This window comes from Maribacter sp. (assembly GCF_049667165.1).
In the GTDB taxonomy this organism is placed as follows: Bacteria; Bacteroidota; Bacteroidia; order Flavobacteriales; family Flavobacteriaceae; genus Maribacter_A.
In genome coordinates, this window is sequence record NZ_JBATHS010000154.1 from 1 (window position 1) to 25683 (window position 25683).

Sequence of the window (25683 nt, forward strand, 5' to 3'; positions counted from 1 at the left end):
GATTCGATCATGGAAAGCATAAAACCCTTAATGCCATACCCATAAAGTTCTAAATTATCCATTTCCTTCCTGAAGAGCTCTTGGTCGATCTTGTTCTTGGTTTCGAAATTTTCGAGCAAATTGGCAAACTGATCCTCGGTTTCACGAAAATAGGTTTCATTTACCCATAAGGTATCGTCCGCATCAAAACCGATTACTTTTATATTACTGAAGTCTATTTCCATGCGGCTTGGGCCTTTTTTAGATCTTCGGGAGTATCAATTTCGATACCACTAACCTTTGTTTCGACCATTTTTATTTTTTTGCCATATTCCAGATACCTAATGGCCTCTATCTTCTCCTTGGCTTCAAGAGGTTTCATGGGCAATCGCTGAAAATCCATCAAGGCCCGCTTTCTAAAGGCATAGATTCCCTTGTGCTTATAATATATATCCTCAATGGTCGTATCTCGGGGATAGGGTATGGGAGACCTTGAGAAATAGAGGGCAAAATTACGATTATCGACAATAACCTTAACCGTATTCGGATCGTTTATTTCATCTTGATCCTTGATGCGCACCATCAGGGAGGCCAGATCGATCTCAGACTCGGTATCCTCCTTGAAAACATTCAAGACACCAGCCAAACTCTCGCGATCGGTAAACGGCTCATCCCCTTGTACATTGACGATAATGTCAACATCCATATCCTGAACTGCCTCCGCAATACGATCACTGCCACAATCATGTTCCTTTACGCTCATGATGGCCTTACCCCCAGCGTTTATTATGGTATCAAAAATGATCTTACTGTCGGTAACCACGTATACCTCATCGAACAATTTTGTATTTACAGCGGCTTCAAAAGTACGCTGTATTACAGGTTTGCCTGAGAGGTCCTGCATTAATTTAGCGGGAAATCTAGAGGCCGCATAGCGCGCCGGGATCATCGCAATAATTTTCACTTTATTTATTTTAAATGTTCGATCAAGATTTTGTTCTAGGTCTAAGTTTTCGGTAAATCATAAAAACGAATACCAAAATAACGATGACCAGAAAGGCAGCCAAGATAGGTGCAAAAATAGATGCTGTGGAAACCAAAACGGCTGTGCCCGTTTCCACGGTAGCTACCAATGGGTTCGCCACTCCCCCTGTCGTCGCCGTCGACGCCAAACGCGTCGAAGCTCCTGCTCCCTTTATGGCCGTTGCCGTACCACCGCCTGCGATAATGGCCAAAGACCATGTGACCACAGGATCTAAATTCGCTACGGTGGACACCATAACCGCAGTACCGGCAATGGCTGCCAAGGGTATGGCTATACTGTCCAATAGATTATCTACCCATGGAATAAAATAAGCGAACACTTCTGCCAAAGTGGCTACCCCAAGGGTCAACAATGCCGCCAAACTTCCTATCCATTGCCAATTTTCATTCAATTCCCAAACTCCAAAATAAGAAGCTAAACTCAACGCGAACAATGGCAAAAAAACACGGAAACCCACCGATGCCGCCAATCCTACGCCCAAGAAAATACTGATTATGGTTTCAGAGGTCATATGTAATACTTTATACTAAAATAGGTTATTCCGAATCAAGAAAAAAATCGGATTTAAAACCGATAAGATACAATTGTTTCTTCGCCCTGGTCACGGCGGTGTACAACCAGCGAAGATATTCCTTATCGATACCATTGGGCAAATAAGGTTGCTCTACAAAAACGGTATTCCATTGCCCTCCTTGCGATTTATGACAGGTAATAGCATATGAGAATTTTACCTGTAGGGCGTTGAAATACTTATTGTTCTTAACCCCTAGAAACTTCTTGTATTTTGATTTTTCATGGGCATAATCCTTCATCACCTCAAGGTACAGCCGGTTACCATCCTCATAGGATAAGGAGGGAGTATTGGCCTTGATCGTATCCAACAGCAATACGGTTTCGAAGGGTTGTTGCTTGGGATAATCGACCATTTTTACTCTTACCTCGGCGAATTTAAATCCATACAGTTCCTTGATTGCAAAAATCTCCAATACCTCGATGATGTCCCCATTGGCAATAAAACCTGCTTCTGAACTAGGCTCTAACCAAAAATAATTGTTCTTGACCACCATCATATAATCCCCTACAGCAAGATCATTTTCCAAATAAAGAATCCTACTTCGAATGTTTTCATTGTACAGATTGGCCCTTTTGTTCGAACGTACGATCAAGGTAGTTTCCTCCTTACCTTCTTCAGCATAAGAAGTTTCAATAGCCTCTTGAATGGCATACCCATCGACCAACCGAACGATATCAGTAAAAGGATTTACATCAAATTTGAACCCGTCAAAGTAAGTGCCGGCCAGCTGTTCGCGCAATAATGTTGCATTGACCAAGATTCCCGAATCCTCAGCTTGGCGCACCACTTCATCCAGCTCGAGTTTGATAACTTCCTTATTGTAATTAAGTGCCAATTTTCCCTCGTCCAAGGCGGGGCTTAGATCTAGATGTACAGGGGGCAATTGCGCGGTATCCCCGATCAAGATCAATTTGCAATTATGGCCCGAATACACGAACATCATTAAATCGTCTAAGAGGGAACCGTTCTCAAAAAGCTTGGTGTCTGTCACGGTGTCCGGAATCATCGAGGCCTCGTCGACGATAAAAATCGTATTTCTATGCTTATTTGGGGCCAAGACAAACTGCACCCCCCCTCCGCTTTGTTTTTTGGGAAAATATATTTTACGATGTATGGTAAAGGCCGGGGCCTGTGAATAATTTGACATTACCTTGGCCGCTCTACCCGTTGGTGCCATGAGGACCGCTTTCATGGTCGTGTGCCATAAATTGCTCACCAAGGTCCCAACAATGGTGGTCTTACCAGTACCTGCGAATCCCTTTAACAAAAACAATCGCTCCTTTTCCTTTGATAGTACATACCCCGACAATTCCTGCAAGGCCACAGCCTGTTTCGGAGTAGGTACATGGGGAAATTTTTCCTTGAGAATGGTATAATAAGAAGAAACTGTAAGGGCTTTCATTGCATCCAAATATAATCATGATTATTCGTCAAAAACAGCATAATCCCAATATTCTATTCACAAGGCCGGCCTCGCGAAAGAATACCCCCCGTCCCGGCAATCTTTTTGGCATCATGTTATAATACCTACTTATCAATGTATATCAAGTGTAAATGGGAACAGTTTAAAAATAAAAAAGGTAAATAAATCCATACAGAAAATATTAGGCGGTTTGCAAAAAAATTGTAGATTTGTGTCAACCACTCAATTAAAATAACACGTACGAAATGAAGACCATCATACAAATTGTACTTTGGATCGCCTGTATCGGATTCGGATACCTTATTTATCAATCTGTTACAGGACCAATTGAATTCAAAAAGGTGAAGCAAGAACGTTTTGCGAAAGTCGTTTCCAAGTTGAAGGACATTCGAAATGCACAGGAAGCCTATAAAACGGCTACTGGTAAGTATGCCAATGATTTCAAGACTCTTATTAGTTTCGTTGATACAGGAAAGTATACCATAACCCAACAGCGGGATTCCTCTTACATGGAGATGGATAAGCATTATGGCATTGAACTTTTAAAAGAAATTAAGATCATCGATACCTTGGGATTTGTTTCCGTTAAGGATTCCTTGTTCAAAAATGACGATCGTTACAAAAGCTTAATGGACGTTCCTTATGCTCAAGGAGGCGAAAAGTTTGAAATGAAATCGGCCATCATTGACAAAGGGGGGTATAAAGCACCTGTTTTTGAAGCCAAGGTTAAAAAGAACGTTATTCTTTATGATCAACCAAAAGACTTACAAGATCGTGAGAATGCGCAGATAAGCGTTGAGGAAGTTAATGGTGATGTTATTAAAGTAGGTTCCCTGGAGCAAGTAAGCACGAGTGGAAACTGGCCTCCGATCTATGACAAAAAAGAAGACTATTAATACGGGAGGGATTCCTTTGGAAAAATTCAATAAATTGTCCATTCAAGTTAACTTGAATGGACTTTCTTTTTGTATCCTAGACACGCTTTCAAACAAGATAATCAAGGCTGACCGACTGCTGTTCGATAAAACACAAAACCCCATCGAGCTCGAAAATAATCTTGAAGCTTTGATGAAAAAACACGAATTGGACAAGGCTTCCTTTTCTGAAGTGATCGTTGTGCATAGTAATGGGCTGTTCAGTTTCGTACCTAAATCCCTATTCGACGAAAAGGAACTGGCCAACTATTTAAAATTGAATGCCAAGTTATTGGCCAATGACCACATAGCGCATGATACGCTGCACAACCATGACATGATCAATGTTTATGTCCCTTTTGTGAATATCAATAATTATATATTCGGGCTGTTCGGCGAATTTGAATATAAACACAATGCGACCGTATTGGTAGAGGCGTTATTGAATAATTCCGGGACCCAAAAAAGTCCGGTGTGCTATGTTCATGTTGACAATAAACAAATGGACATCACCGTAATTTCAAAGAAAAAATTGTTACTCCATAATAGTTTTGAGTATACCACCAAAGAGGATTTTATGTATTATCTACTCTTTACCATGGAGCAACTGAATCTCGATACGGAATCGATAAAACTCAAACTTTTCGGCTTCGTTGAAGAAGATGACGCTATATACCGACTCTGCTATGATTATGTTAAGGATGTTTCGATCTTCGTACCCGCTATAGCTTCGTATCCTATGGCCGAACTACACCAAGACACCATCGATTTCACCATAATCAATGCGCTATAATGCGGATCATTTCTGGCAAACATAAAGGTAAAAGAATAATAGCCCCCAAGAAGTTGCCGGTGCGTCCAACAACCGATATGGCCAAGGAAGCACTATTCAATATCCTGAACAATTCCTATTACTTTGAGGATGTTTCCTTTATCGATCTTTATGCCGGTACCGGTAATATCGGCTTTGAATTTGCCTCACGTGGCACGACCGATTTGGTTTCCGTTGATGTCGATTATGGGTGTATCCAATTCATTGATAAAATATCAAAGGAGCTCGAATATGGGATTTCTACCGTAAAAAGCGATGTCCATCAATTTTTGGAAAAGACCACCCTTAAGGCCGATATAATTTTTGCCGATCCTCCTTATGAATTTCCCTTAGTGGATTTTACCAAAATTCCCGAATTGGTTTTTAAAAACGAACTACTCAAAGAAGGTGGGGTTCTCATTATTGAACATTCAAAACATACCGATCTTTCGCACTTAGGGCACTTTACCAACCAACGCCGGTATGGGGGTAGTGTTTTTAGTTTTTTCGCTTCTAATATACACTAAGCTCTCTCACAACAGCGGGTATCATTTCCCAAAAAAGCAACCATGCCAATCACGTTTTTATGCACTTTGGAACGGAGTATAAAATGTAAGGTTAAAAAAAAGCAGGTCATAAGCCGGATTCTGTAAAGTCATAAAGACCCTCCTTATCATTTATCTGGACCCTTGGTTGCCCAAAGGCTCTAACCGCCTACCCTTCAGCTTGGGCGCGCAACCCTCAAGCACTGATTTACATGACGTTTCACCGCATAGAGTTTACCTGGTTTCACTACAGCATTACCTGTACATACTTTCTGTTGCACTTGTCCGTCCCGCCGGGGCGGGAGACGGGTGTTACCCGCTATGCTGCACTATGGTGTCCGGACTTTCCTCTACATCCCGAACTTGATTCGGGACCGCCTACATATTGAAACAATATACAAGAAGGTGCTGAAACAAGTTCAGCACGCAGCGATAAGGTGACCTGCTATCGGCAAATTTACTTCAATTGTTGATAAAAAAGTGTTTAATCCATCATAAATAATCCCCTAGAACCCCCGCTATTTTTATATTTGTAATTATGCCATGGTATTCCCGAAATGCCTTTAAACACAAACGAATTGGAGCCATTTATTGTATCAGCACGGAAATATAGACCACAGACATTCAAGGATGTTGTGGGGCAACAGGCGATAACCAATACCCTGCTGAATGCCATAGAAAGCAACCATTTGGCACAGGCCCTACTGTTCTGTGGACCTCGTGGTGTAGGAAAGACCACCTGTGCACGTATCCTGGCGAAACAGATCAACCAAGATGGTACCGTTCATGAGGATGAGGACTTTGCCTTCAATATTTTTGAATTGGATGCCGCCTCCAACAATTCGGTCGATGATATCAGGAACTTGATCGATCAGGTCCGTATTCCCCCTCAGGTGGGTAAATATAAAGTGTATATCATCGATGAGGTGCATATGTTATCCCAATCTGCCTTCAATGCCTTTCTAAAGACCTTGGAGGAGCCTCCCAAACATGCCATATTCATTTTGGCAACTACCGAAAAGCACAAAATCATACCAACAATCCTCTCCCGTTGCCAAATATTTGATTTTAAACGCATTACAGTTAAAGATGCGGCGGAATATCTTAAATATATCGCTGAAAACCAAGGGATTGAAGCCGATGATGACGCCCTGCATATCATAGCACAGAAAGCCGATGGTGCCATGCGGGATGCGCTCTCGATCTTCGATAGGGTAGTAAGTTTCGCTGGAAAGAACCTGACAAGAAAAGCGGTTACCGAAAATTTGAACGTCCTTGATTACGATACCTATTTTTCGGCTACCAAGTTGATCTTGAACCATGATATCCCGTCCTTATTGCTATTGTTCAATAAGACCTTGGCCTTAGGTTTTGACGGACAGCATTTCATAGCCGGACTTGCTTCCCACTTCAGGGACCTAATGGTTTGTAAACATGAGGAAACCATTACACTTTTGGAAGTCGGTGAAATGGCAAAAAAGAATTATTTAGAGCAATCCAAGCAGACTTCGAGTTCCTTTTTATTGCAAGCCCTGAATATTGCAAATGACTGTGACCTAAAGTACAAAACCAGTAAAAACCAACGCCTTTTGGTAGAGCTTTCGCTCATGAAATTGGCTTCGATTGACTTTGGGGCTGAAAAAAAAAATCCTGAATCCATTGCTTTAGCCAATAGTACCGTTGAATTCATTGCCCCCGCGGCATTTTACAGACAAAATCGTGCTGTAATCCCAAATATCCCAACCAAAGAGGAAACCATTGCTGACACCTCGGCCACGACCGAAAATGAAAAACCAACGGAAGCGCAAGAATCCAATTTCACTGAAGGTCTTGCGGAGAATGCCCAAACAGATACCGATTCTCCTACCAACGTCGTGCCACCTGTAATGCAAGCTGAAGTTCAGGACGAACCTATCAACATCAAACTCCAAACAAAACGTGTATCGGGTCTCTCTATTTCGAGTTTAAAAGCAAAGAAACAGCATCAAATCAATAAGATCGAAGTAATTATCGATGAAAGCGACCTCCCCAAGGAGGCTTTCACGGAGGAGGATATGCAAAGACATTGGAATGATTTTGTTAAAAAAATCGATGATGAAGGGCGAAAAATATTGGCCTCCAGTTTAAGTACCGATGTTCCCAAACTCAGAAATGAGACTACGATTTGGATTGAGCTTCCCAACGATACCATGAAGAAGGAGGTGGAACGTGAAAAATACCATCTCATGGAACATTTGCGTACCAACCTGAATAACCAATTTGTAACCCTTAAGATCACGGTAAACGAAGAAGTGGCCAAAAAATTCGCCTTCACCCCAGAAGAAAAATACCAAAAACTAAGGGAAAAAAATCCCGCTATCGATATACTGCGTAAAACTTTCGATCTAGACCTTTAATGTTTTTCGCCATCGTATTCTTGCACTGAATATAAGCATAACGATGGCCATGATCAACAGTCCAAAGGCCTCCCTCCCCTCCTCGACATTCTGTTTGTCCCCTTTATTTATATCAAAACCTTCAAATCTAGCCGGAAACTGATAAACAAAACCAAAAAATCCCATTAATCCAACAAACAATGGGACTATATAGGATACTTTGTTGAACAAAAAGCCAAGCATGACCAATGCTGCACTGGTGTAGATGATGATCCACACCAGCGCATCTGGATCATTATACTGCAATAGTGCTGCGGTTGAAAACAAAACCAAAAAGACCCAACCTAAAAACTTAAAAAGAAGTTCCATATGATAAATATAGCCGCCATATTTTGAAACGGATGGCAATCCTGCTATTTTTGAATTCTAAAATATAGCACTATGCTCGGCCTTAAATTACCTACAGATCCTAGATGGGTCAATATCGTGGAAAAGAACATCGATGAAATTCTTACCGATCATGCCTATTGCGAGCAAAAAGCGGCGAGTACAGCAATTTCATTAATCGTGTCCTTTCCTGAATATACAGAACTTACCCAGGAAATGGTTGCCCTTTCCCGAGAGGAAATGGGCCACTTTAAAATGGTGCATGACCGAATAATCGCAAGGGGGCAAACGTTGGGTAGGGACAGAAAGGACCTTTATGTGGTCGAATTGATGAAGTTCTTTCCCAAAGGGGGAAGTAGAACCGACCAATTGGTACATCGGTTGTTATATGCAGCCCTAATTGAGGCCAGAAGTTGTGAACGTTTCCGATTATTATCAGAAGAATTAAAGGATAAGGACCTTGCGGAATTTTATCATAAATTGATGGTCAGCGAAGCAGGCCATTATACCATGTTCTTAAAATTCGCACGTAAATATGGTGACTTGGCAGAAGTAAATAAAAAATGGGAAGACCTATTGGACTATGAAGCCACTATTATGAAGGACTTGGGTAAGAATGAAACCGTTCACGGGTAGTGGATCTTAATTTTCAGAATAATAGAGTGTTTTTATAATACCATCGGAAAGCCCGATTTTAGGCACATGAATTTGTTTGGCACCGCTCCATTTGGCAGCCATAAGGAATATTCGTGTGGCAGGAATTATGACATCGGCCCGATCTGTATTGAGGCCCAATTCAGAAACCCTATCTTCATAACTTAGACTATTCAAGAAATTAAATTGTGCGTTCAGCCAAACGTAGGATAAATGTTCGCCTTCTTTTCTTCCCGACATTTTATGCAACTTATTGATATTGCCGCCAGAACCGATTATCGATATCTTATCGATATTGGTGGTATTCAGTTTTATCCAATCCTCCAATTTTTTCCAGGTGGCCTCCCCGACCATATTATTCAATAAGCGTACGGTCCCCAGTTTAAATGACTTGGAGGTTTGTATTGCTCCTTCATTAAAGAGTGTAAACTCGGTACTTCCTCCTCCGACATCGATATAAAGATAGGCCTGATCTTTCTGTATCAATTGCTTTAAATCTGTAAATGCTATTATTTCAGCCTCTCTTTTACCGTCGATCAATTCGATTTTCAACCCTGCTTCGAGGGCTATTTTCTCAATGATCTCCATGCCATTATTGGCTTCCCGCATCGCAGAAGTTGCACATGCCATATACTTCTCGACCCGATTTACCTCCATCAAAAGTCGAAATGCCTTCATCGCCTTAATGATGCGGTCCGCATTATCTTCCGATATTTCCCCAACCGTGAATGAATCTTCCCCCAGACGAACAGGTACCCGCACCAATTCACTTTTGGTAAACAGGGTCTTTTTCCCTTTTTCCTCTATGACATTGTTTATGAGGAGTCGTATGGCATTAGATCCAATATCTATGGCGGCGAATTTTCGAACTTTCAAATTATGGAAATTTAAGGCATTAATTTTTTTGCGTAATAATCATAGATGGCGAATTGGGACCGTACTTTGGGCTTGTTATCCTTTTTATAGGCATTATCCTGTTTTTGGGAAAAGACCCTGGCTTTCACATTGTCGCTCCAGGAAATCTCAAAAGTATCGATCAATTCCTGTTTCACCTCCTTGTCGTAAATAGGACAACCGACCTCTACCCTATTCAGTAAGTTTCGGGTCATCCAATCAGCTGATGATATATACACCTTAGGGTCGCCTCCATTGCCGAAAATAAAAACCCTGGGGTGCTCCAAAAATTTATCCACGATGCTAATGGCCTCAATATTTTCGCTCATTCCCTCGATGCCTGGAATAAGGCAACAGATACCCCGTATGATCAATTGGATCCTTACACCCGCATTGCTGGCCTCATATAATTTATCGACCATCTTATAAGAGGTAAAGCTGTTCATTTTAATTTTTATATAAGCCTTCTTGCCAGCCTTAACATTGGCAATCTCCCTATCGATCAGTTTAATGAAGTAGGTTTGGGTATAATGCGGGGATACGACCAAATGCTTGTAGGTATTTATTTTATAGGGCGTATCAAAAAAGTCAAAAACCTTGTTCAATTCCCTTAAAATAGGGGCATTGGCTGTGAAAAGGGTATAATCGGTATAAATTCGGGCTGTTGATTCATTGAAATTACCCGTACTGATAAAACCATACCGTCTTATCTTATCTTCTTCTTCCCGTTCAATAACACATATCTTACTATGCACCTTTAAACCGGGAACACCAAAAATAAGCTTCACCCCTTCGGCCTGCAATTCCTCTGCATATTCGATATTGGCCTGCTCATCAAAACGGGCCCTTAGCTCGATCTGCATGGTAACCTGTTTCCCGTTCTTTACCGCATTTACCAATGAAGCGGCTACCTGTGAGTTCGAAGCAAGTCGATATACGGTAATCTTGATACTTCTTACCTTGGGATCTAGGGCGGCCTCCCGTAAGAACTTGATCACATAAGAAAAGGTATGATAGGGGGTATATTGCAAGTAATCTTTTTGGGCTATGCGTTCAAAAAGACTGCCTTCCATACGTAAGCCCTTTACAGGAAGGGGCTTAATGGTCTCATACATTAAATCTCGCCTACCCAAACTCGGGAATCCCATATAATCCCTTCTATTATGGTAGCGCCCACCAGGAATTACACTGTCGGTATCCTCAATATCCATTTTATCCTTAAGAAATTGAAGCGTATCCTTGCCCAAGTTCTTGTCATATACAAATCGAACAGGGTCACTGAGCTTTCTACCTTCAACACTGGAGGATATTTTCTCAATAAAACTTTTACTCAGGTCACTATCGATATCCAATTCCGCATCGCGGGTAATCTTTATCATGTGCGCCGTAATCGATTCATAGGAGAACATGGTGAAGATATTACGCAAGGAGTAACGAATCAAATCATCGAGAATAATGATATAATCCTTATTATCTATTTTTGGCAAGACAATAAAACGATCGATCCCCTTTGGTATTTCAATGAGCGCATATTTTACGTTCCTTTTGTTCTTGGCAGCGCCCTCTTCGGGTATCAGCACCATTTTTATGGCCAGATAAGCTGCGGTGTCCTTTAGGGTCGGGAATTTGGTAAGGTCATTCAAGATAATGGTCATCAGAACCGGACTGACTTTTTGAACGAAATATGTTTTTATAAAGTCCTCATGTGCTTCCTGAATTTGGGTCTCATCGATCAGGAAAATATTCTGGGTCTCGAGTTCTTTTCGTATTTGATTTAAAATATTCAGACTCTTGGCTTGTTGCCGTATGACGATATTTGTAATCTCGGCCAAAAGATTTTTTGCCGTTTCACCCCCCAATTCACTTTTTCCCGTCTTACCTGCCTGCACAATTCGCTTGACGGTCGCATAGCGCACCTTGAAAAATTCATCCAAGTTATTCGAGAAAATACCCAAAAACCGAAGACGTTCGATCATGGGCACTTTCTTATCGGCACATTCCTGAAGCACCCTTTCATTAAAGCTAAGCCAGCTAATTTCCCGATTTACATATTCATTTTTAGCTTTTATCATACTTTTAAGTTTTTTGGAAAAATAATATCCAATGTAGTTCCCTTTGCTATGGTACTCCAATGATCAGTGTCAAAGGTCATTTGCACCAGTCCGCTTGTAGGGACATTATCGATGTACCGACTTCCCAAGCTATTTGCAAGATGTGTGAAAGCGTGGTTATGGCCAAATAGCATTACCGTATTTAAGGAAGGGTCCATTCTTTTGATAAACTCCAATACATACTCCCCTGAAAAATCGTAGAGTTCATTGCTGATCTCAAATTGGTTATATGGAAAATGGAGTTGTCTTAAAAAAATAAGACAGGTATGCAGGGCCCTATTGGCTGGACTGGAAAAAACGGCATCGGGCATCAAATCCTTTTCCTTGAAGGACCCAGCCACCAAATGGCCATCATCGATTCCCCTTTGCAACAAGGGTCTATCTTTATCATTAACCGAATATTCCCATGAGGATTTACCATGCCGAACCAAAATAAGTTGTTTCATTTAGCTTGTTTTTAAGGAGCTAAACGCTCAATTTTCCAATCAAAATCCTCTTGTAAGGCAAACCGGATCCTATCGTGTAATCGGTTGGGACGTCCCTGCCAAAATTCGATGGAAATGGGCCGTACCAAATACCCGCCCCAATAATCGGGACGAGGAATTTCCTTGCCCTTGTATTTCGCTTCCAATGCCTTTACACCATCTTCCAAAACATCCCTCGAAGCGATTACTTCGCTTTGATTGGAAACTATGGCCCCAAGCTTGCTGCCATCAGGTCGGGATTCAAAATAACCATCGGACAAATTTTCCGAGATTTTTTCGGCGGTACCTTTAATGATCACTTGCCTTTCCATGGAATGCCAGAAAAACGAAAGACAGACTTTCGGATTCGCTTCAATGGCCTTTCCTTTTTCACTTTCATAATTGGTATAAAAAATAAAACCCTCGTAGGTGTACCTTTTTAAAAGAACCACTCGACTCTTGGGGTAGCCATCCAGTCCTATGGTTGCAATGGTCATAGAATTGGTTTCATCAACGGTATTGGAGGCCTCGACTTCATAAAACCATTTTTGAAACAACTCCATAGGATTGTCCGAAATGGCATCTTCCATCAATGCGCTTTTTTCGTATGATTTTCTATAATTGCCCAGGTCTTTTTCCATTGTATATCAATCTTTGAACAAGATATACAAAGTTCTTTAAAAGATCGGTAAATGGGAAGGCTTCTGCAGTATTTATTCTTAATTATTAAGTAAAAAAAAGTATCCTATAATAGGGGCTCAATATGAGCTCCTCATGGGTTGACTTTATCATAACCCATTTGGGTTGGTACGGGGGCATCAGCCGGATAAGAAATATAATACAGCATGAGTCTATCAGCTACGATTTTGAATTTAGTGCCATATACTATACCGTTCAACATAATGGTTTGGGGGTCTGGATGAAACCCTTTTTCCCATGAAGTGTTCACTTCTGCCTTTATAAATAGACTGTCACCACTTACCTCATACGTACCGATATTTTCAGATGAACCCATAACTTCCTCAGGATTTTCATCCTCAAACCCATAAATTTCAACCTTATACGAATATTGTTTGTCAGGATCGAACGTATAGGTCGTTATCATATCAAAATATCGTAGATCAGTATTGGATACACCACTCGGAACAACATCGATTCTACTCCAGGAACCGACGATATCCGATTCATACCCATCTACGGCTACAGCATTCTCCTTGTCGCAGGAACTTAGGATAAGAAAGGAGGTAAGTATACTGAAAGAAAGTCTCATGCGCATCACAGGTTTACTTGATAGATACTTTATGAAATAAAGGTTGCGTAACTCACGTCTTATTATAATTCGAATACCTTACCATCATCTGCCAACTCCACCTTCGGGAAAATTTCCGAAGCTTCTTCCTTAAAAAGAGCAATGGACTTATATCTTGTGGAATAGTGCCCTAAAATCAATGTCCCTACCTCAGCCTTTTGGGCAATCGTAGCGGCTTCCTTGGCCGTGGCATGTTTGGTCTTGTTGGCCAAATGTGCCTCAGATTCCAAAAAGGTGGATTCATGGTACAACGTATCCACCTTTTGTATTTGGCCAATGATATCAGGAAAATAGCCCGTGTCGCTGCAATAGGCATAGCTTTTTGGTTTGGGGGGATCGAAGGTAAGTACCTTATTGGATATTACCCTCCCATCCTCTAGGGTTATATCCTTTCCACGTTTGATATTCCGGAAATAACATTTATCAATTTTATATTCGGCTACCGCATCAATGTTGAGCTTTCTTTCGCCTACTTTTTCCTTGAACAGAAAACCGTTCGTATATATTCTATGTTGTAGGGGAATGGTCTCTACCTTTACCTTGTCATCCTCAAAAACAAGTTGGGGATCTTTTGAGGTGAGTTCATGAAAAACCAAGGGATAATTGGTCCAGGAGTCCCCTAATTTCAAGAGCAGGGTTATGGCCTCTTTGGTTCCTTTCGGTCCATAGATATGCAGTTCCTTATCCCGTCCTAAAAGTCGAAATGTAGAGATCAATCCCGGTAAACCAAAAAAGTGGTCCCCATGCAGGTGTGAGATGAAGATATGGTTGATCCTCGAAAACTTGATTTTAAGTTTGCGCAATTGCACTTGGGTGCCTTCCCCACAATCGATCAAAAACATATGATTTCCAATCTCCAGTACTTGGGAGGTCGGGTTGGTCAATGTACGTGGGGTCGCAGCATAACAACCCAATATATGTAATTTCATTAATTCAGAATTGTGAATTCAGAATTCTGAATTCTTGTGTATCAAAGATCAAGATCCCGTTCAATCTCCTCCATTTCAATAATATCCCTGGCTTCCTGAATCGTGGGCACCACACATAATTCTTCCGGAACTTCATCATAAGACACCTTTTCGGTGACCAATACAAAGGATTTCTTTGATTCCCTATGCTTGTTCGAAAAGGGCAGAAATTCCAAAATATCACCCGTGGTAAGCTTAGTGAATGAAAAAAGATTAACAATGATATTGTCATTTTTGATCTTAGGATACTCTTTTTCAAAATTCCTTAGAAATTCCTGGATCGAAATATTCTCTTGGAATACAATCGTGGTGGTATCCTCCTTATCAAATATCATAAGTCTTATTTTATTTTTGAGGCCAAAAGGTAGATCACTGCCATACGAATGGCCACCCCGTTTTCAACCTGATTCAAAATTATCGATTGTTTTGAATCGGCAACATCACTGGTAATCTCAACCCCTCTATTTATAGGCCCTGGGTGCATAATCACAATTTCCTTGTCGAGCGAATCGAGAAAGGCCTTGTTCACCCCAAATTGTTGGGTGTATTCCCTTGTTGTTGGAAAATAACTCATATCCAAACGTTCGTTCTGTATGCGCAGCATATTGGCAACATCGCACCAGTTCAGGGCTTTCCTCAAATCAGTCTCCACCTCTACCCCTAACGATTCAATATGTTTAGGTATCAATGTTTTTGGACCACAAACCTTAACATGGGCACCCTGCAACCTTAATGCAAAGATATTGGAAAGTGCCACCCTTGAATGTAGAATGTCACCTACGATGACAATTTTCTTTCCGGTAACGCCCCCTAATTTTTCGCGAATTGAAAATGAATCCAACAATGCTTGTGTAGGATGTTCATGGGCACCATCACCGGCATTAACGATAGCGGCCTTAACATGTTTTGAAAGAAAGATGCCGGCACCGGGATTGGGATGCCGCATCACCACCATATCGACCTTCATTGATAGGATATTGTTCACCGTATCGATCAAGGTCTCCCCTTTTTTGACCGAAGACTGGCCTGCGGAGAAGTTTATCACATCTGCAGAGAGCCGTTTTTCGGCCAACTCGAACGATAGCCTGGTCCTAGTACTGTTTTCGAAAAATATGTTGGCTATGGTGATGTCCCGTAACGAGGGGACCTTTTTAATGGAACGATTGATCACCTCCTTAAAATGATCTGCGGTTTCAAAAATGAGCTGAATATCTTTTTCATTGATATATTTAATACCCAGTAAGTGCTGTACACTCAGTTCGCTCATCGCTTATTTATTTATCAAATAGATTTCGTCTTTACCATCATTCTCCTCCCACATGACCTTAACCCTTTCATTGTTAATGGCATCGACCTGCCGTCCCCTATAGTCGGGTTGAATAGGCAAGTGTCTACTGAATCGTCTATCTATCAAGGTCAATAATTCTATTTCGGAAGGTCGTCCAAAAGATTGTATAGCGGTTAATGCCGCACGTATACTTCTACCGGTATACAATACATCATCGATCAAAACCACTTTCCTATCCTCAACCAAAAAGTCGATTTTGGTCTGATTGGCCTCAAGGGGCTTTTCCCCTCTCCTAAAGTCATCCCTATAAAAGGTTATGTCCAAAAACCCTAGATCAATGTGCTTTACACCATATTCCTCTTTCAATATTTTGGTAAGTCGTTTGGCCACGAACGTTCCCCTAGGCTGAATACCTATCAATACCGTATTTGTAAAATCGAGATGATTTTCAAGTAATTGGCAAGCCAAACGATGAAGAATGATATTGATTTCCTTTGAGGAGAGTAGTACTTTTTGACTCATAATAGGCCAGCAACACTTTTGTTACACAAAAATAGGGAATTATTACAAATATTCATTGCTTCGGATGCCAACAAAAAAGCCCTGATGGAATCGTCAGGGCTTTTAAAATGCTACTTTTACAGGAAAGACTGCTGTTATGGCGCTTTTATTTCTTTTTAGAATTAGCTTCCATTTTATCCTTTGACGCTTGTAACGCCTCATTGGCATCACCGTGAGTAGGTTTGGCCTCATCAGCAATGGCTGCAAACCTCTAATTATACTTCTTGCCCCTTCATTTTAAACCTTAATTCCCTATTTCCACAGAACTATATTCTATACCGAAGTAGTGCATAGTACCATCCTAGTAATTAAATAGATGTTCTTGATCTATAGTACCGGCTACTTGATCAAAGTATATGGGGCAACTACATAATCATATGAAAAAATTAACACTCCAGCATTTAGAAAATCACAATAAAGTGAAAGAAATCAATAGCGTCTGCGTAGTAATGGGTGAAAACAGAAATAAACTTTCTGTAAAAATCAAAAATCAAATACTATGAAAAAAATATTTTTATTACTAGCGTTTATGATTTTAGCAACTTCAATGCTAACAGCACAAGACAAATACCATGATCAGGATCAAGAACGTATAATGGCAGTTAATGGGGATATACTCTTAATTAAAGACCATAACCCGATACCATTACAAAGCAGGCTAACATTAATTGAGGGTACTATTGTAAATCCAGATGGTACTTATCAAACAAAAGACCTTAAAAAATTGCATTTGCATGAAGGCGAATGTTTAGACAATGATGGTATTAAATATATTAATGATTATCAATATAGATTCAAAGTTGAACAAGAAAATAAGGGCTTATCCCAAACCAAAATTGAGAAACGAAACCAAAATCGATTTCAATTGATTCTTATAAATGGAGAAATGTTCCAAATTATGAACCATTCCCAAAACCGGTTACAGGAAAAGATCAATCTTGGAAATGGAACAGTCGTAAACCCCAGCGGAACTGTCCAAACATCTGAACATAAAAAATTTAGTCTTTTGGATGGTGAATGTTTAAATATGGAAGGTGAAATTTTCCATAACAGTTGTGTTCATCAAAATATGTTCGTCGAAAAAAATACCAAAAAAAATAATGGTTTAAAATAACAGGTGGCCTATTTATATACCCAAAGTTGCACAAAGTATCTGTAAAATTAAATGTTCAACTTATTTTATTCATTCTTAGGTGGTTATGGGCCTTATTAATTCACGCAATAGTTAGTTTTAAATTAAAACAAAATGAAAAATGTAATCAACAACAGCACGTACAGCGTATTGCTTGTACCGCTCATCGCAATGTTCTCTATAATAGGAACGATCAATGCACAAAATACCATTCAAAATAAGCAGCAAAGTACGAACACGGTTCAACGATTTATCGATGTGGATACGAATAATGATGGCTTTATTAGCCAGGACGAATATCAGTTCGGTCCTTTCAACGAATTTGATACCGACAAGGACGGAAGACTTTCACGCAATGAATATCGGGATAAAAACCGCGCCTTAAACAGAAATATAGTGGGCAATGGTAAGGCAGGTATCAACAATGGCAAAGGTAATGGTCAAACCCAAAGGGGTAATGGCAAGGGTCAAAGAATAGGCCAGGGCAATGGCCAAAAAAACGGTACAGGTGTTTGCCCTTATGGTAATCAATGCCCTAGGAAAAAGAGTGGTACAAAAACCAGGGGACGAAGGGCTACGTAATACAAATCGGGTCAATTGGGTCGGTGATTCGAAATTTCTTCCAATATTCCTTTAAAACAAACACCGCTAATTCAACGTTTGGCGCTGTTTGTTTTATTAATTTACAATTCTTGAAATGCCATAGGGGGAGAATAAATACCAGTCTAGTTTTATAACCAATACCATGTGCGCTATATTTAAGTCAATTATTCAAAGATGATGGTCGCCGAAGAGATATGCAAACAATTAAGTGACCGGGAAATCGTAAAGAAATCACTTGCCGATATTGATTACTTTTCATGTTTGTACGATCGGTATGAACCGAGGCTTTTTAGATATATCAAGCGTATCGCTTTGGTCAATGACGAACAGGCCCATGATATTCTCCAAGAAGCTTTTATCAAAATATGGCGGAATCTCAATGACTTTGACCAAAGCCTGAAATTGTCGAGTTGGATCTACAGAATCGTCCACAACGAGACCGTTTCGTATTGGCGAAAACAAAAGTCCTTTGGCAAAGATCGAGAGGTGAAATTGAATATCGATCTTTTTGACAATACTTCAAGGGATCTCGAGACTCATGAGGACCAGGAACAAAACGACGAGCTTACCCATGAGGTTCTGGAACTTTTGCCTTTGAAATACAAGACCGTCTTAGTCTTAAAGTTTATGGAAGATATGAGTTATCATGAAATATCCGATATTTTGAAAATACCTGAGGGCACGGTTGCGACCTGGATCAATAGGGCTAAAAATATATTTATGAAAGTAGCAGCGGATAAGCATATTTCTTTTTTTAACTAAAACTACTTCAATGGAAAGGTCAAAAAAAATAATCGATAAAATAAAGAATGAAAATATCAAACCAATACCAAAATGGTATTTCGTGGTACCGAATATCTTGATTTGGCTGGTTTTTATCATTTTAGTGTTCGTTGGGGCAGGGGCGTTTTCCGTCATTCTGCTTTCCATTCAACAAACAGATTTCGACTTGGTCTCCCATATGTCACATTCCAGAATGGAATGGATATTAGGGCTGCTCCCTTTTTTCTGGATTGTTCTACTGATTATATTCCTTGTAGCAGCCATTTTCACTTTTAAAAAATCAAAAAAAGGGTACAAATTTGGCTGGCCCCGTTTGCTCGGTCTAAGTACTGCGGCAAGTATATTTCTAGGCACCCTTTTTTTTATCGGGGGAGGTAGCCATTGGCTAGAGAATACCTTTGCCCAACAAGTGGGCTTTTATCAAAGCATCCAAGAAAAGAAACAGCGGATATGGATGAGACCCGAAGAAGGGTTCTTGTCCGGGACGATTGAAAAAGTGGACAGTCATAGCTTCGACTTAATCGATTTTAATACAAAAAGGTGGCAGATAGAGTATAGGGATGCTTTTATACCCCCACGTGTTTTGTTAGAAAAAGGGGAAAGCGTGAAATTGATAGGGAAGATAACCCAAGAACATAAATTTTATGCTAAGGAAGTGCGCCCATGGGAAGGTCGTAATTATCTGAAGAAAAGGATGGGAAGGATGAAAAATTCAGGTAAGAAGTAAGGTTTTGGACGACTCCCTTATCAACTAAAGGTAAAACCGATATGCCCGCTATAATATGTTGCTTCAATCGTCACATTGAACCCAGGCTCATTGACCTTAACTTTTGTTCCAACGATGAAGGTGCGTATTTAAAATTGAACGTATTCGGAATATTTGACCAACGAATGTTCTTTAAGATATTGGCTGATGTCGATGATTATGGGATACGGCAAAAATAGGATCAGCAAATTAAATTCAAATGAATAAATTCTTGAATTTACTTTAGGAAAACGGAAAGATTACAATACGTTGATTTTGTATCAACTTATACTAAGAGCGCATCACAATGAAAAAAGCCCTGACGATACCGTCAGGGCTTTTGAAATCCTGTTTAGACAGGAATCTATGCACAATGGATCGCTTATTTCTTTTTAGAATTAGCTTCCATTTTATCCTTTAACGCCTGTAAGGCCTCATTGGCATCCCCTAAAGTAGGTTTGGCCTCATCAGCACTGGCAGCTTGTCTTTTGACCGCTGCTTTAACATTACGTTGCTCTTCTTCTCTAAAGATCGCGGTGTGACTTGCAACAACACGCTTAAAGTCCTTATTGAATTCAATGATCTTGAATTCGGCCTCTTCGCCTTTGCCCAATTTCTTACCGTCCTCTTTTTCCAAATGACGTTGTGGAACAAATGCGGTAATATCCTCATTGAAGTCGATCGTTGCACCTTTATCCACGATATCTGTGATGGCCGCCTTATGTACGGTACCAACGGCAAACTCAGTTTCATATTTGTCCCATGGATTTTCGGTAGTCTGTTTGTGACCCAAACTCAATTTGCGTCCTTCAACATCCAACTCCAATACTTCCACTTCCAAGATATCCCCAACGGCTACAAATTCTGATGGGTGCTTGATCTTCTTGGTCCACGAAAGATCTGAGATATAGATCAACCCGTCGATTCCTTCTTCCAATTCCAAGAATACCCCGAAATTGGTAAAGTTTCTAACGATACCCTTATGTTTAGATCCAACAGGATATTTAGTTGTGATATCGGTCCATGGATCTGGGGTCAATTGCTTAATGCCCAGGGACATTTTGCGATCTTCCCGATCCAAGGTCAATACGACAGCTTCTACCTCATCACCGACTTTTACAAAGTCCTGTGCAGAACGCAAATGGGTAGACCATGACATTTCAGAAACGTGGATCAAACCTTCAACACCTTCTACAACTTCGATAAAGGCACCGTAATCGGCTATGACAACAACCCTTCCTTTTACCTTGTCACCAATTTTAATGTCCTCACTCAAGGCATCCCAAGGATGTTTCTCCAATTGCTTAAGACCTAATTGGATCCTCGATTTGTTCTCATCAAAATCCAAGATAACAACGTTCAATTTCTGATCCAATTCAACAACCTCATTCGGGTGGTTGATCCTGCTCCATGAAAGGTCGGTAATATGTACCAAACCATCAACACCACCTAAATCGATAAAGACCCCGTACGAAGTAATGTTCTTCACAATACCTTCAAGTACCTGTCCTTTTTCCAACTGGCTGATGATCTCTTTTTTCTGTTCTTCAATATCCGCCTCGATAAGTGCTTTATGCGAAACAACAACGTTTTTGAATTCGTGATTGATCTTAACGACCTTGAATTCCATGGTTTTATTCACATACTGATCGTAATCCCTAATCGGTTTCACATCGATTTGTGAACCTGGCAAGAAGGCCTCGATTCCGAAGACATCGACGATCATACCTCCTTTGGTCCTACATTTAACGAAACCACTAACAATTTCTTCTTTATCGTGTGCGGCGTTCACCCTATCCCAAGCCATAATGGTGCGGGCCTTTCTGTGAGAAAGAACCAATTGACCACTTTTATCTTCACGGATATCGATCAACACCTCTACCTTATCACCCACTTTCAAGTCTGGGTTATAACGAAATTCGTTCAAGGAAATAACACCTTCTGACTTTGCATTGATATCGATAATCGCTTCCCTATCGGTCAAATACACTACGGTACCTTGTACAACTTCTGCATCTGCTGTATCGACAAAATTTTCGGCAACCAATGTTTCGAACTCCTGAAGTTTAGAGTCATCAACACGTTCAATGCCTTGTTCGTACTTATCCCAATCAAAATTTTCCAAAAATTCCTTGGGATCCTGTACCGGTGTCTCCACCTTGGTTTCTTGAGTAGCTTCGGTAGTTTCCTCTACCTCAACTGCTTTTGTTGCTTTTTCTTCAGCCATTTGCTGATTTAAATTTGTATTCCGTAGCGCTACAAGAGTTAAACAATTACTACAGAAGCTGTTATATGTTTCTTTTTTTCTTCCCTTTTTCTCTTGATTCTCTGTAAAAAAGGAGTGCAAAACTACAATTTTATTATGGATATACAAACAATCACGGGAACCAGATTCAACAAATCTGGAGTATTTCATTCATTTTTTCGTAAATAAAGCATTAATTCTTATCTTCACCCCTACAAATATTAACCGTAATTAAATTAAAACTATGAGCGTTAAAGCAAAATATCAGCCAGTTTTGGACCTTGGTGAAAAATTGGCCATCAAGGAGGGCAATGTTACTGAAGAAAACGGCATTCTAAAAATCAAGGGAATAGCTGGGACCCAATATGAAAAAAATCTTTTGTGGGATAAAATCAAGGAAATCGGGGGAGAACATCCTGCTGACGTAAAAGCCAATATAACCATTGCCGATGAAACTGTATTTCATAGACATACGGTTAAAAGTGGGGAATCGTTGAGTAAAATCGCCAAACAGTATTATGGTGACCCAATGAAATACAAGCAAATTTTCGCTGCGAACACCAATATTCTAAAGAATCCGGATGTAATCCATCCCGATCAGGTCTTGGTTATTCCGAACTTATAGATAAGAAGATCCAATGATTTAAAAAGGCGTTCATTGAACGTCTTTTTTTTGTTTATCGATGACCCGGTTTGCAAAATCCAAAATCCTGGAGAATTGGTCGGCAAGACCCATATCGCTATTGTCAAAAACAATGGCGTCATCGGCTATTATCAAAGGGGATATCTCACGATGTGAATCGATATAATCGCGATATTCCACATTCTTCAACACTTCGGCATAGTTGACATCCTCCCCTTTATCCAATAACTCCTTATAACGACGGGTCGCTCTTTTCTCTGGCGATGCCGTCATAAAGATCTTGAGTTCCGCTCCGGGGAAAACAACGGTGCCAATATCCCTGCCATCCATGACAATCCCTTTTTCCTGTCCCAACTTCTGCTGAATCGCCACCAATTTTTTCCGCACGGCATCAATGGTAGCCACCTTGCTGACTAATTGTGAAACGGCCATGGATCTGATTTCACGTTCCACGTTCTCGTCATTCATATACATTTCAGCAAACCCCAAAGAGTTGTTATAGACAAAGCGCAGCTCAATCGTATCCAATGCGGCTATCAACCCTTGCTCATCGTTACTGTCCTCATTAATCAAACCATTGCGTATGGCATACAGGGTAACAGCCCTATACATAGCCCCCGTATCTACATAGATATAGTTGAGTGCCTTGGCCAATTGTTTTGCGATGGTACTTTTTCCTGTCGATGAATACCCATCAATAGCAATAGTTATTTTTTCCATACCTTAAAAATAAATAGAAAAAAGAACTTCTTAAAGCGTTACAGCTTTTTTGCGTTCTTAACTTTCTGGCTTGTAATGGCAAGATCAATCACCTCGCTCATATCACTGACATAATGAAAGGTAAGGCCCTTGAGGTAATCTTCCTTAATTTCCAATATGTCCTTTCTATTATCCTCCGATAAAATAATTTCCTTGATCCTTGCTCGTTTTGCCGCCAGAATCTTTTCTTTGATACCGCCTACGGGAAGTACTTTGCCCCGCAAGGTTATTTCACCGGTCATGGCCAAACTTTTCTTTACTTTTCTCTGGGTGAACAAAGATACCAAGGAAGTAAGCATAGTGACACCTGCGCTAGGACCATCTTTCGGGGTTGCCCCTTCAGGTACGTGGATGTGTACATTGTATTTTTCAAAAATAGCAGGATTGATTCCAAAACTCTCGGCATTCGATTTTATATACTCCAATGCGATTGTGGCCGACTCTTTCATCACCTTGCCCAAATTGCCGGTGATATTCATTACCCCCTTGCCTTTCGATAAGATCGATTCTATGAAAAGGATATCCCCGCCAACGCTGGTCCAAGCCAAGCCGGTAACTACCCCAGCCACATCGTTGTTCTCGTACTTATCCCTTTCCAACCTTGCAGGTCCCAGGATCTTTTCAACGTCAGCATTACTGATCTTGATATGGTATTCCTCCTCTATGGCAATTGATTTTGCCGCATAGCGCACCATTTTGGCAATTTGCTTTTCCAAAGAGCGTACACCCGATTCCCTGGTATACCCTTCGACTATTTTTTCGAGTTGTGGTTTTCCTATTTTCAGGTCTTTTGAAGACAGCCCATGTTCTTTCAATTGCTTTGGCAATAAATGCCGTTTGGCGATTTCCACTTTTTCCTCGATCGTGTATCCCGTGACGTTGATGATTTCCATTCTATCCCTTAAAGCAGGCTGAATGTTAGACAAGGTATTCGCTGTTGCTATGAACATGACCTTAGAAAGGTCGTAACCCATTTCCAGAAAATTATCATGAAACGAATTGTTCTGTTCGGGATCCAATACCTCGAGCATCGCAGAGGATGGATCTCCTTGATGGCTACTGGCCAGCTTATCGATCTCATCAAGAATAAACACGGGATTAGAGGTCCCCGCCTTTTTAATACTTTGAATGATTCTGCCGGGCATGGCACCGATGTAGGTCTTACGATGGCCGCGAATCTCGGCCTCATCACGTAATCCGCCCAAGGACATTCGAACATACTCCCTACCCAAGGCCTCGGCCACCGACTTGCCCAAAGAGGTCTTACCGACACCTGGAGGCCCATATAAACAGAGGATGGGCGACTTCATATCATTCCGTAATTTCAACACCGCCAAGTACTCTATAATACGTTGCTTGACATCCTCTAGACCGTAATGGTCCCGATCCAAAATCTTTTGGGCCCGTTTTAAATCGAATTTATCTTCTGAATATTCGTTCCAAGGCAGGTCAAGAAAGAGGTCCAAATAATTTCTTTGAATGGAATACTCCGCAACTTGCGGATTCATACGCTGTAATTTCGCAAGTTCCTTTTCAAAATGGTCCGCGACTTTGGCATCCCATTTTTTATCCATGGACTTCATACGCATTTCTTCGATTTCCTCATCATAGGAAACCCCGCCTAATTCTTCCTGAATGGTCTTCATCTGTTGGTGTAGGAAGTATTCGCGTTGCTGTTGGTCCATATCACTTCGTACCTTGGACTGGATCACATTCTTCAGTTCCAATTTCTGAAGTTCCACATTCATATATTTCAAGGTAGCCAAAGCCCGATCCTTAAGATTATCGATCTCTAACAGTTCTTGCTTTTCCTTAACTTCCAAATTGAGATTGGAGGAAACAAAATTTATCAGGAACGAATTGCTTTGGATGTTCTTGATGGCAAAAGAAGCCTCACTGGGAATATTCGGATTGTCCCTTATGATTTTAAGGGCCAGATCTTTAATGGATTCTATGATCGCCAAGAACTCTTGCCCATCCTTATCTGGTCGCTCTTCCATTGTTTCCCTTACCGTGGCCGTGATGTAGGGCTCTTCGGTAAGTACCTCGGCCAGTTCAAAGCGCTTTTTGCCTTGTATGATAACCGTCGTGTTCCCATCGGGCATTTGAAGCACCCTTAAAATACGGGCTGCCGTCCCCAAGGTATGGATATCCTTGACCCCGGGATTCTCGGTTTTTTCATCTTTCTGTGCGACTACCCCGATAACCTTCGAGCCATTGTTGGCGTCTTTTATCAATTTGATCGATTTATCCCTGCCCGCCGTAATCGGGATAACGACTCCTGGAAACAATACCGTATTACGCAAAGGCAAAATCGGCAAGGTTTCTGGCAACCCCTCATTGTTCATTTCCTCTTCATCCTCGGGGGTCAATAAAGGTATCAACTCAGCATCCTGGTCAATACTTTGTAAGGACATATTGTCAAAATTTGCAAATTTAGAATCTCCCATAGTATAATTTCAGCCATTCTG

General features: G+C 40.7%; 26 protein-coding genes, 1 other RNA gene and 1 pseudogene. 10 read left to right on the forward strand and 18 right to left on the reverse strand.

The window, feature by feature from the left end; translation table 11 throughout:
• The 4 genes and pseudogenes from WBM98_RS07835 to WBM98_RS07850 form a co-directional block, all read right to left on the reverse strand.
• Positions 1–224 (reverse strand): annotated as a pseudogene (locus tag WBM98_RS07835) (HAD family hydrolase); the annotation flags it as partial.
• Positions 215–928: a 3-deoxy-manno-octulosonate cytidylyltransferase gene (gene kdsB, locus WBM98_RS07840; protein WP_424365527.1), complete on the reverse strand. Its 714-nt coding sequence runs from the start codon at positions 926–928 to the stop codon at positions 215–217. The gene kdsB and the pseudogene WBM98_RS07835, both read right to left, overlap by 10 nt.
• A 37-nt stretch (positions 929–965) precedes the next feature.
• Positions 966–1535: a DUF4126 domain-containing protein gene (locus WBM98_RS07845; protein WP_424365466.1), complete on the reverse strand. Its 570-nt coding sequence runs from the start codon at positions 1533–1535 to the stop codon at positions 966–968.
• A 25-nt stretch (positions 1536–1560) separates the two neighbouring features.
• The gene (locus WBM98_RS07850) at positions 1561–3000 is read right to left on the reverse strand and encodes an ATP-dependent DNA helicase (protein ID WP_424365467.1); all 1440 of its coding nucleotides are present in this window, start codon (positions 2998–3000) and stop codon (positions 1561–1563) included.
• Positions 3001–3266: 266 nt separating this feature from the next.
• Between WBM98_RS07850 and WBM98_RS07855 the strand changes: the two genes are divergently transcribed.
• Genes WBM98_RS07855 through WBM98_RS07865 form a run of 3 tightly spaced genes read left to right on the forward strand, consistent with a single transcriptional unit; the run spans position 3267 to position 5273 of the window.
• Positions 3267–3917, forward strand: a complete 651-nt coding sequence (locus WBM98_RS07855; RefSeq protein WP_424365468.1) for a hypothetical protein — start codon at positions 3267–3269, stop codon at positions 3915–3917.
• Complete coding sequence (locus WBM98_RS07860) at positions 3895–4728, forward strand: DUF3822 family protein (RefSeq protein ID WP_424365469.1); 834 nt, start codon at positions 3895–3897, stop codon at positions 4726–4728. Before WBM98_RS07855 ends, WBM98_RS07860 begins: the two co-directional genes overlap by 23 nt.
• Positions 4728–5273 carry an RsmD family RNA methyltransferase gene (locus WBM98_RS07865; RefSeq protein ID WP_424365470.1) on the forward strand — a complete coding sequence of 182 codons (546 nt, stop codon included), beginning with the start codon at positions 4728–4730 and terminating at the stop codon, positions 5271–5273. The genes WBM98_RS07860 and WBM98_RS07865 overlap by 1 nt, the downstream gene beginning before the upstream one ends.
• A gap of 93 nt (positions 5274–5366) precedes the next feature.
• On the opposite strand, the gene rnpB is transcribed toward WBM98_RS07865, so the two are convergent.
• An RNA gene (gene rnpB, locus WBM98_RS07870) (RNase P RNA component class A) lies at positions 5367–5677 on the reverse strand.
• A gap of 192 nt (positions 5678–5869) precedes the next feature.
• Between rnpB and WBM98_RS07875 the strand changes: the two genes are divergently transcribed.
• The gene (locus tag WBM98_RS07875) at positions 5870–7687 is read left to right on the forward strand and encodes a DNA polymerase III subunit gamma/tau (RefSeq protein ID WP_424365471.1); all 1818 of its coding nucleotides are present in this window, start codon (positions 5870–5872) and stop codon (positions 7685–7687) included.
• On the opposite strand, the gene WBM98_RS07880 is transcribed toward WBM98_RS07875, so the two are convergent.
• Positions 7676–8074 (reverse strand): transmembrane 220 family protein, encoded by a 399-nt coding sequence (locus tag WBM98_RS07880; RefSeq protein ID WP_424365472.1) that lies wholly within the window; start codon positions 8072–8074, stop codon positions 7676–7678. The genes WBM98_RS07875 and WBM98_RS07880 overlap by 12 nt on opposite strands.
• A 33-nt stretch (positions 8075–8107) precedes the next feature.
• Between WBM98_RS07880 and WBM98_RS07885 the strand changes: the two genes are divergently transcribed.
• A complete protein-coding gene (locus WBM98_RS07885; RefSeq protein WP_424365473.1) occupies positions 8108–8689 on the forward strand; it encodes a tRNA-(ms[2]io[6]A)-hydroxylase in 582 nt (193 codons plus the stop codon).
• Positions 8690–8695: 6 nt separating this feature from the next.
• Here WBM98_RS07885 and WBM98_RS07890 read toward each other — a convergent pair whose 3' ends face one another.
• The 9 genes from WBM98_RS07890 to pyrR all read right to left on the reverse strand — a co-directional run bounded on the left by WBM98_RS07890 (position 8696) and on the right by pyrR (position 16263).
• Positions 8696–9583 carry a Ppx/GppA phosphatase family protein gene (locus WBM98_RS07890; RefSeq protein WP_424365474.1) on the reverse strand — a complete coding sequence of 296 codons (888 nt, stop codon included), beginning with the start codon at positions 9581–9583 and terminating at the stop codon, positions 8696–8698.
• A gap of 11 nt (positions 9584–9594) precedes the next feature.
• A complete protein-coding gene (ppk1, locus tag WBM98_RS07895; protein ID WP_424365475.1) occupies positions 9595–11673 on the reverse strand; it encodes a polyphosphate kinase 1 in 2079 nt (692 codons plus the stop codon).
• The gene (locus WBM98_RS07900) at positions 11670–12158 is read right to left on the reverse strand and encodes a SixA phosphatase family protein (RefSeq protein WP_424365476.1); all 489 of its coding nucleotides are present in this window, start codon (positions 12156–12158) and stop codon (positions 11670–11672) included. The genes ppk1 and WBM98_RS07900 overlap by 4 nt, the downstream gene beginning before the upstream one ends.
• Before the next feature lie 11 nt (positions 12159–12169).
• On the reverse strand, positions 12170–12817 hold the full coding sequence (gene pdxH / locus WBM98_RS07905; RefSeq protein ID WP_424365477.1) for a pyridoxamine 5'-phosphate oxidase: 648 nt from the start codon (positions 12815–12817) through the stop codon (positions 12170–12172).
• 131 nt (positions 12818–12948) lie between these two features.
• Positions 12949–13446 (reverse strand): hypothetical protein, encoded by a 498-nt coding sequence (locus WBM98_RS07910; protein ID WP_424365478.1) that lies wholly within the window; start codon positions 13444–13446, stop codon positions 12949–12951.
• A gap of 62 nt (positions 13447–13508) precedes the next feature.
• A complete protein-coding gene (locus WBM98_RS07915; RefSeq protein WP_424365479.1) occupies positions 13509–14414 on the reverse strand; it encodes a ribonuclease Z in 906 nt (301 codons plus the stop codon).
• Positions 14415–14455: 41 nt separating this feature from the next.
• A complete protein-coding gene (locus WBM98_RS07920; RefSeq protein ID WP_424365480.1) occupies positions 14456–14788 on the reverse strand; it encodes a ribonuclease Z in 333 nt (110 codons plus the stop codon).
• Positions 14789–14793: 5 nt separating this feature from the next.
• On the reverse strand, positions 14794–15720 hold the full coding sequence (locus WBM98_RS07925; RefSeq protein WP_424365481.1) for an aspartate carbamoyltransferase catalytic subunit: 927 nt from the start codon (positions 15718–15720) through the stop codon (positions 14794–14796).
• A 3-nt stretch (positions 15721–15723) separates the two neighbouring features.
• Positions 15724–16263, reverse strand: coding sequence for a bifunctional pyr operon transcriptional regulator/uracil phosphoribosyltransferase PyrR (pyrR, locus tag WBM98_RS07930; RefSeq protein WP_424365482.1), 540 nt, complete (start codon positions 16261–16263; stop codon positions 15724–15726).
• Between the two features lie 538 nt (positions 16264–16801).
• Between pyrR and WBM98_RS07935 the strand changes: the two genes are divergently transcribed.
• From WBM98_RS07935 to WBM98_RS07950, 4 genes are all read left to right on the forward strand, one after another.
• On the forward strand, positions 16802–17416 hold the full coding sequence (locus tag WBM98_RS07935) for a DUF6799 domain-containing protein (protein ID WP_424365483.1): 615 nt from the start codon (positions 16802–16804) through the stop codon (positions 17414–17416).
• Between the two features lie 132 nt (positions 17417–17548).
• Positions 17549–18016, forward strand: coding sequence for a hypothetical protein (locus tag WBM98_RS07940; RefSeq protein ID WP_424365484.1), 468 nt, complete (start codon positions 17549–17551; stop codon positions 18014–18016).
• A 195-nt stretch (positions 18017–18211) separates the two neighbouring features.
• Entirely contained in the window at positions 18212–18799 is a 588-nt protein-coding gene (locus WBM98_RS07945; protein WP_424365485.1) for an RNA polymerase sigma factor, read from the forward strand.
• 10 nt (positions 18800–18809) lie between these two features.
• Positions 18810–19547: an OST5 family protein gene (locus WBM98_RS07950; protein WP_424365486.1), complete on the forward strand. Its 738-nt coding sequence runs from the start codon at positions 18810–18812 to the stop codon at positions 19545–19547.
• 400 nt (positions 19548–19947) lie between these two features.
• Here WBM98_RS07950 and rpsA read toward each other — a convergent pair whose 3' ends face one another.
• Complete coding sequence (gene rpsA / locus WBM98_RS07955; protein WP_424365487.1) at positions 19948–21792, reverse strand: 30S ribosomal protein S1; 1845 nt, start codon at positions 21790–21792, stop codon at positions 19948–19950.
• 262 nt (positions 21793–22054) lie between these two features.
• On the opposite strand from rpsA, the gene WBM98_RS07960 reads away from it, so the two are divergent.
• Positions 22055–22435: a LysM peptidoglycan-binding domain-containing protein gene (locus WBM98_RS07960; RefSeq protein WP_424365488.1), complete on the forward strand. Its 381-nt coding sequence runs from the start codon at positions 22055–22057 to the stop codon at positions 22433–22435.
• Between the two features lie 30 nt (positions 22436–22465).
• Here the strand turns inward: WBM98_RS07960 and cmk are convergent, their stop codons facing one another.
• Both cmk and lon read right to left on the reverse strand, forming a co-directional pair.
• Positions 22466–23173, reverse strand: a complete 708-nt coding sequence (gene cmk, locus WBM98_RS07965) for a (d)CMP kinase (RefSeq protein WP_424365489.1) — start codon at positions 23171–23173, stop codon at positions 22466–22468.
• A 38-nt stretch (positions 23174–23211) separates the two neighbouring features.
• Positions 23212–25662, reverse strand: a complete 2451-nt coding sequence (gene lon, locus WBM98_RS07970) for an endopeptidase La (RefSeq protein ID WP_424365490.1) — start codon at positions 25660–25662, stop codon at positions 23212–23214.
• Positions 25663–25683 lie beyond the last annotated feature (21 nt).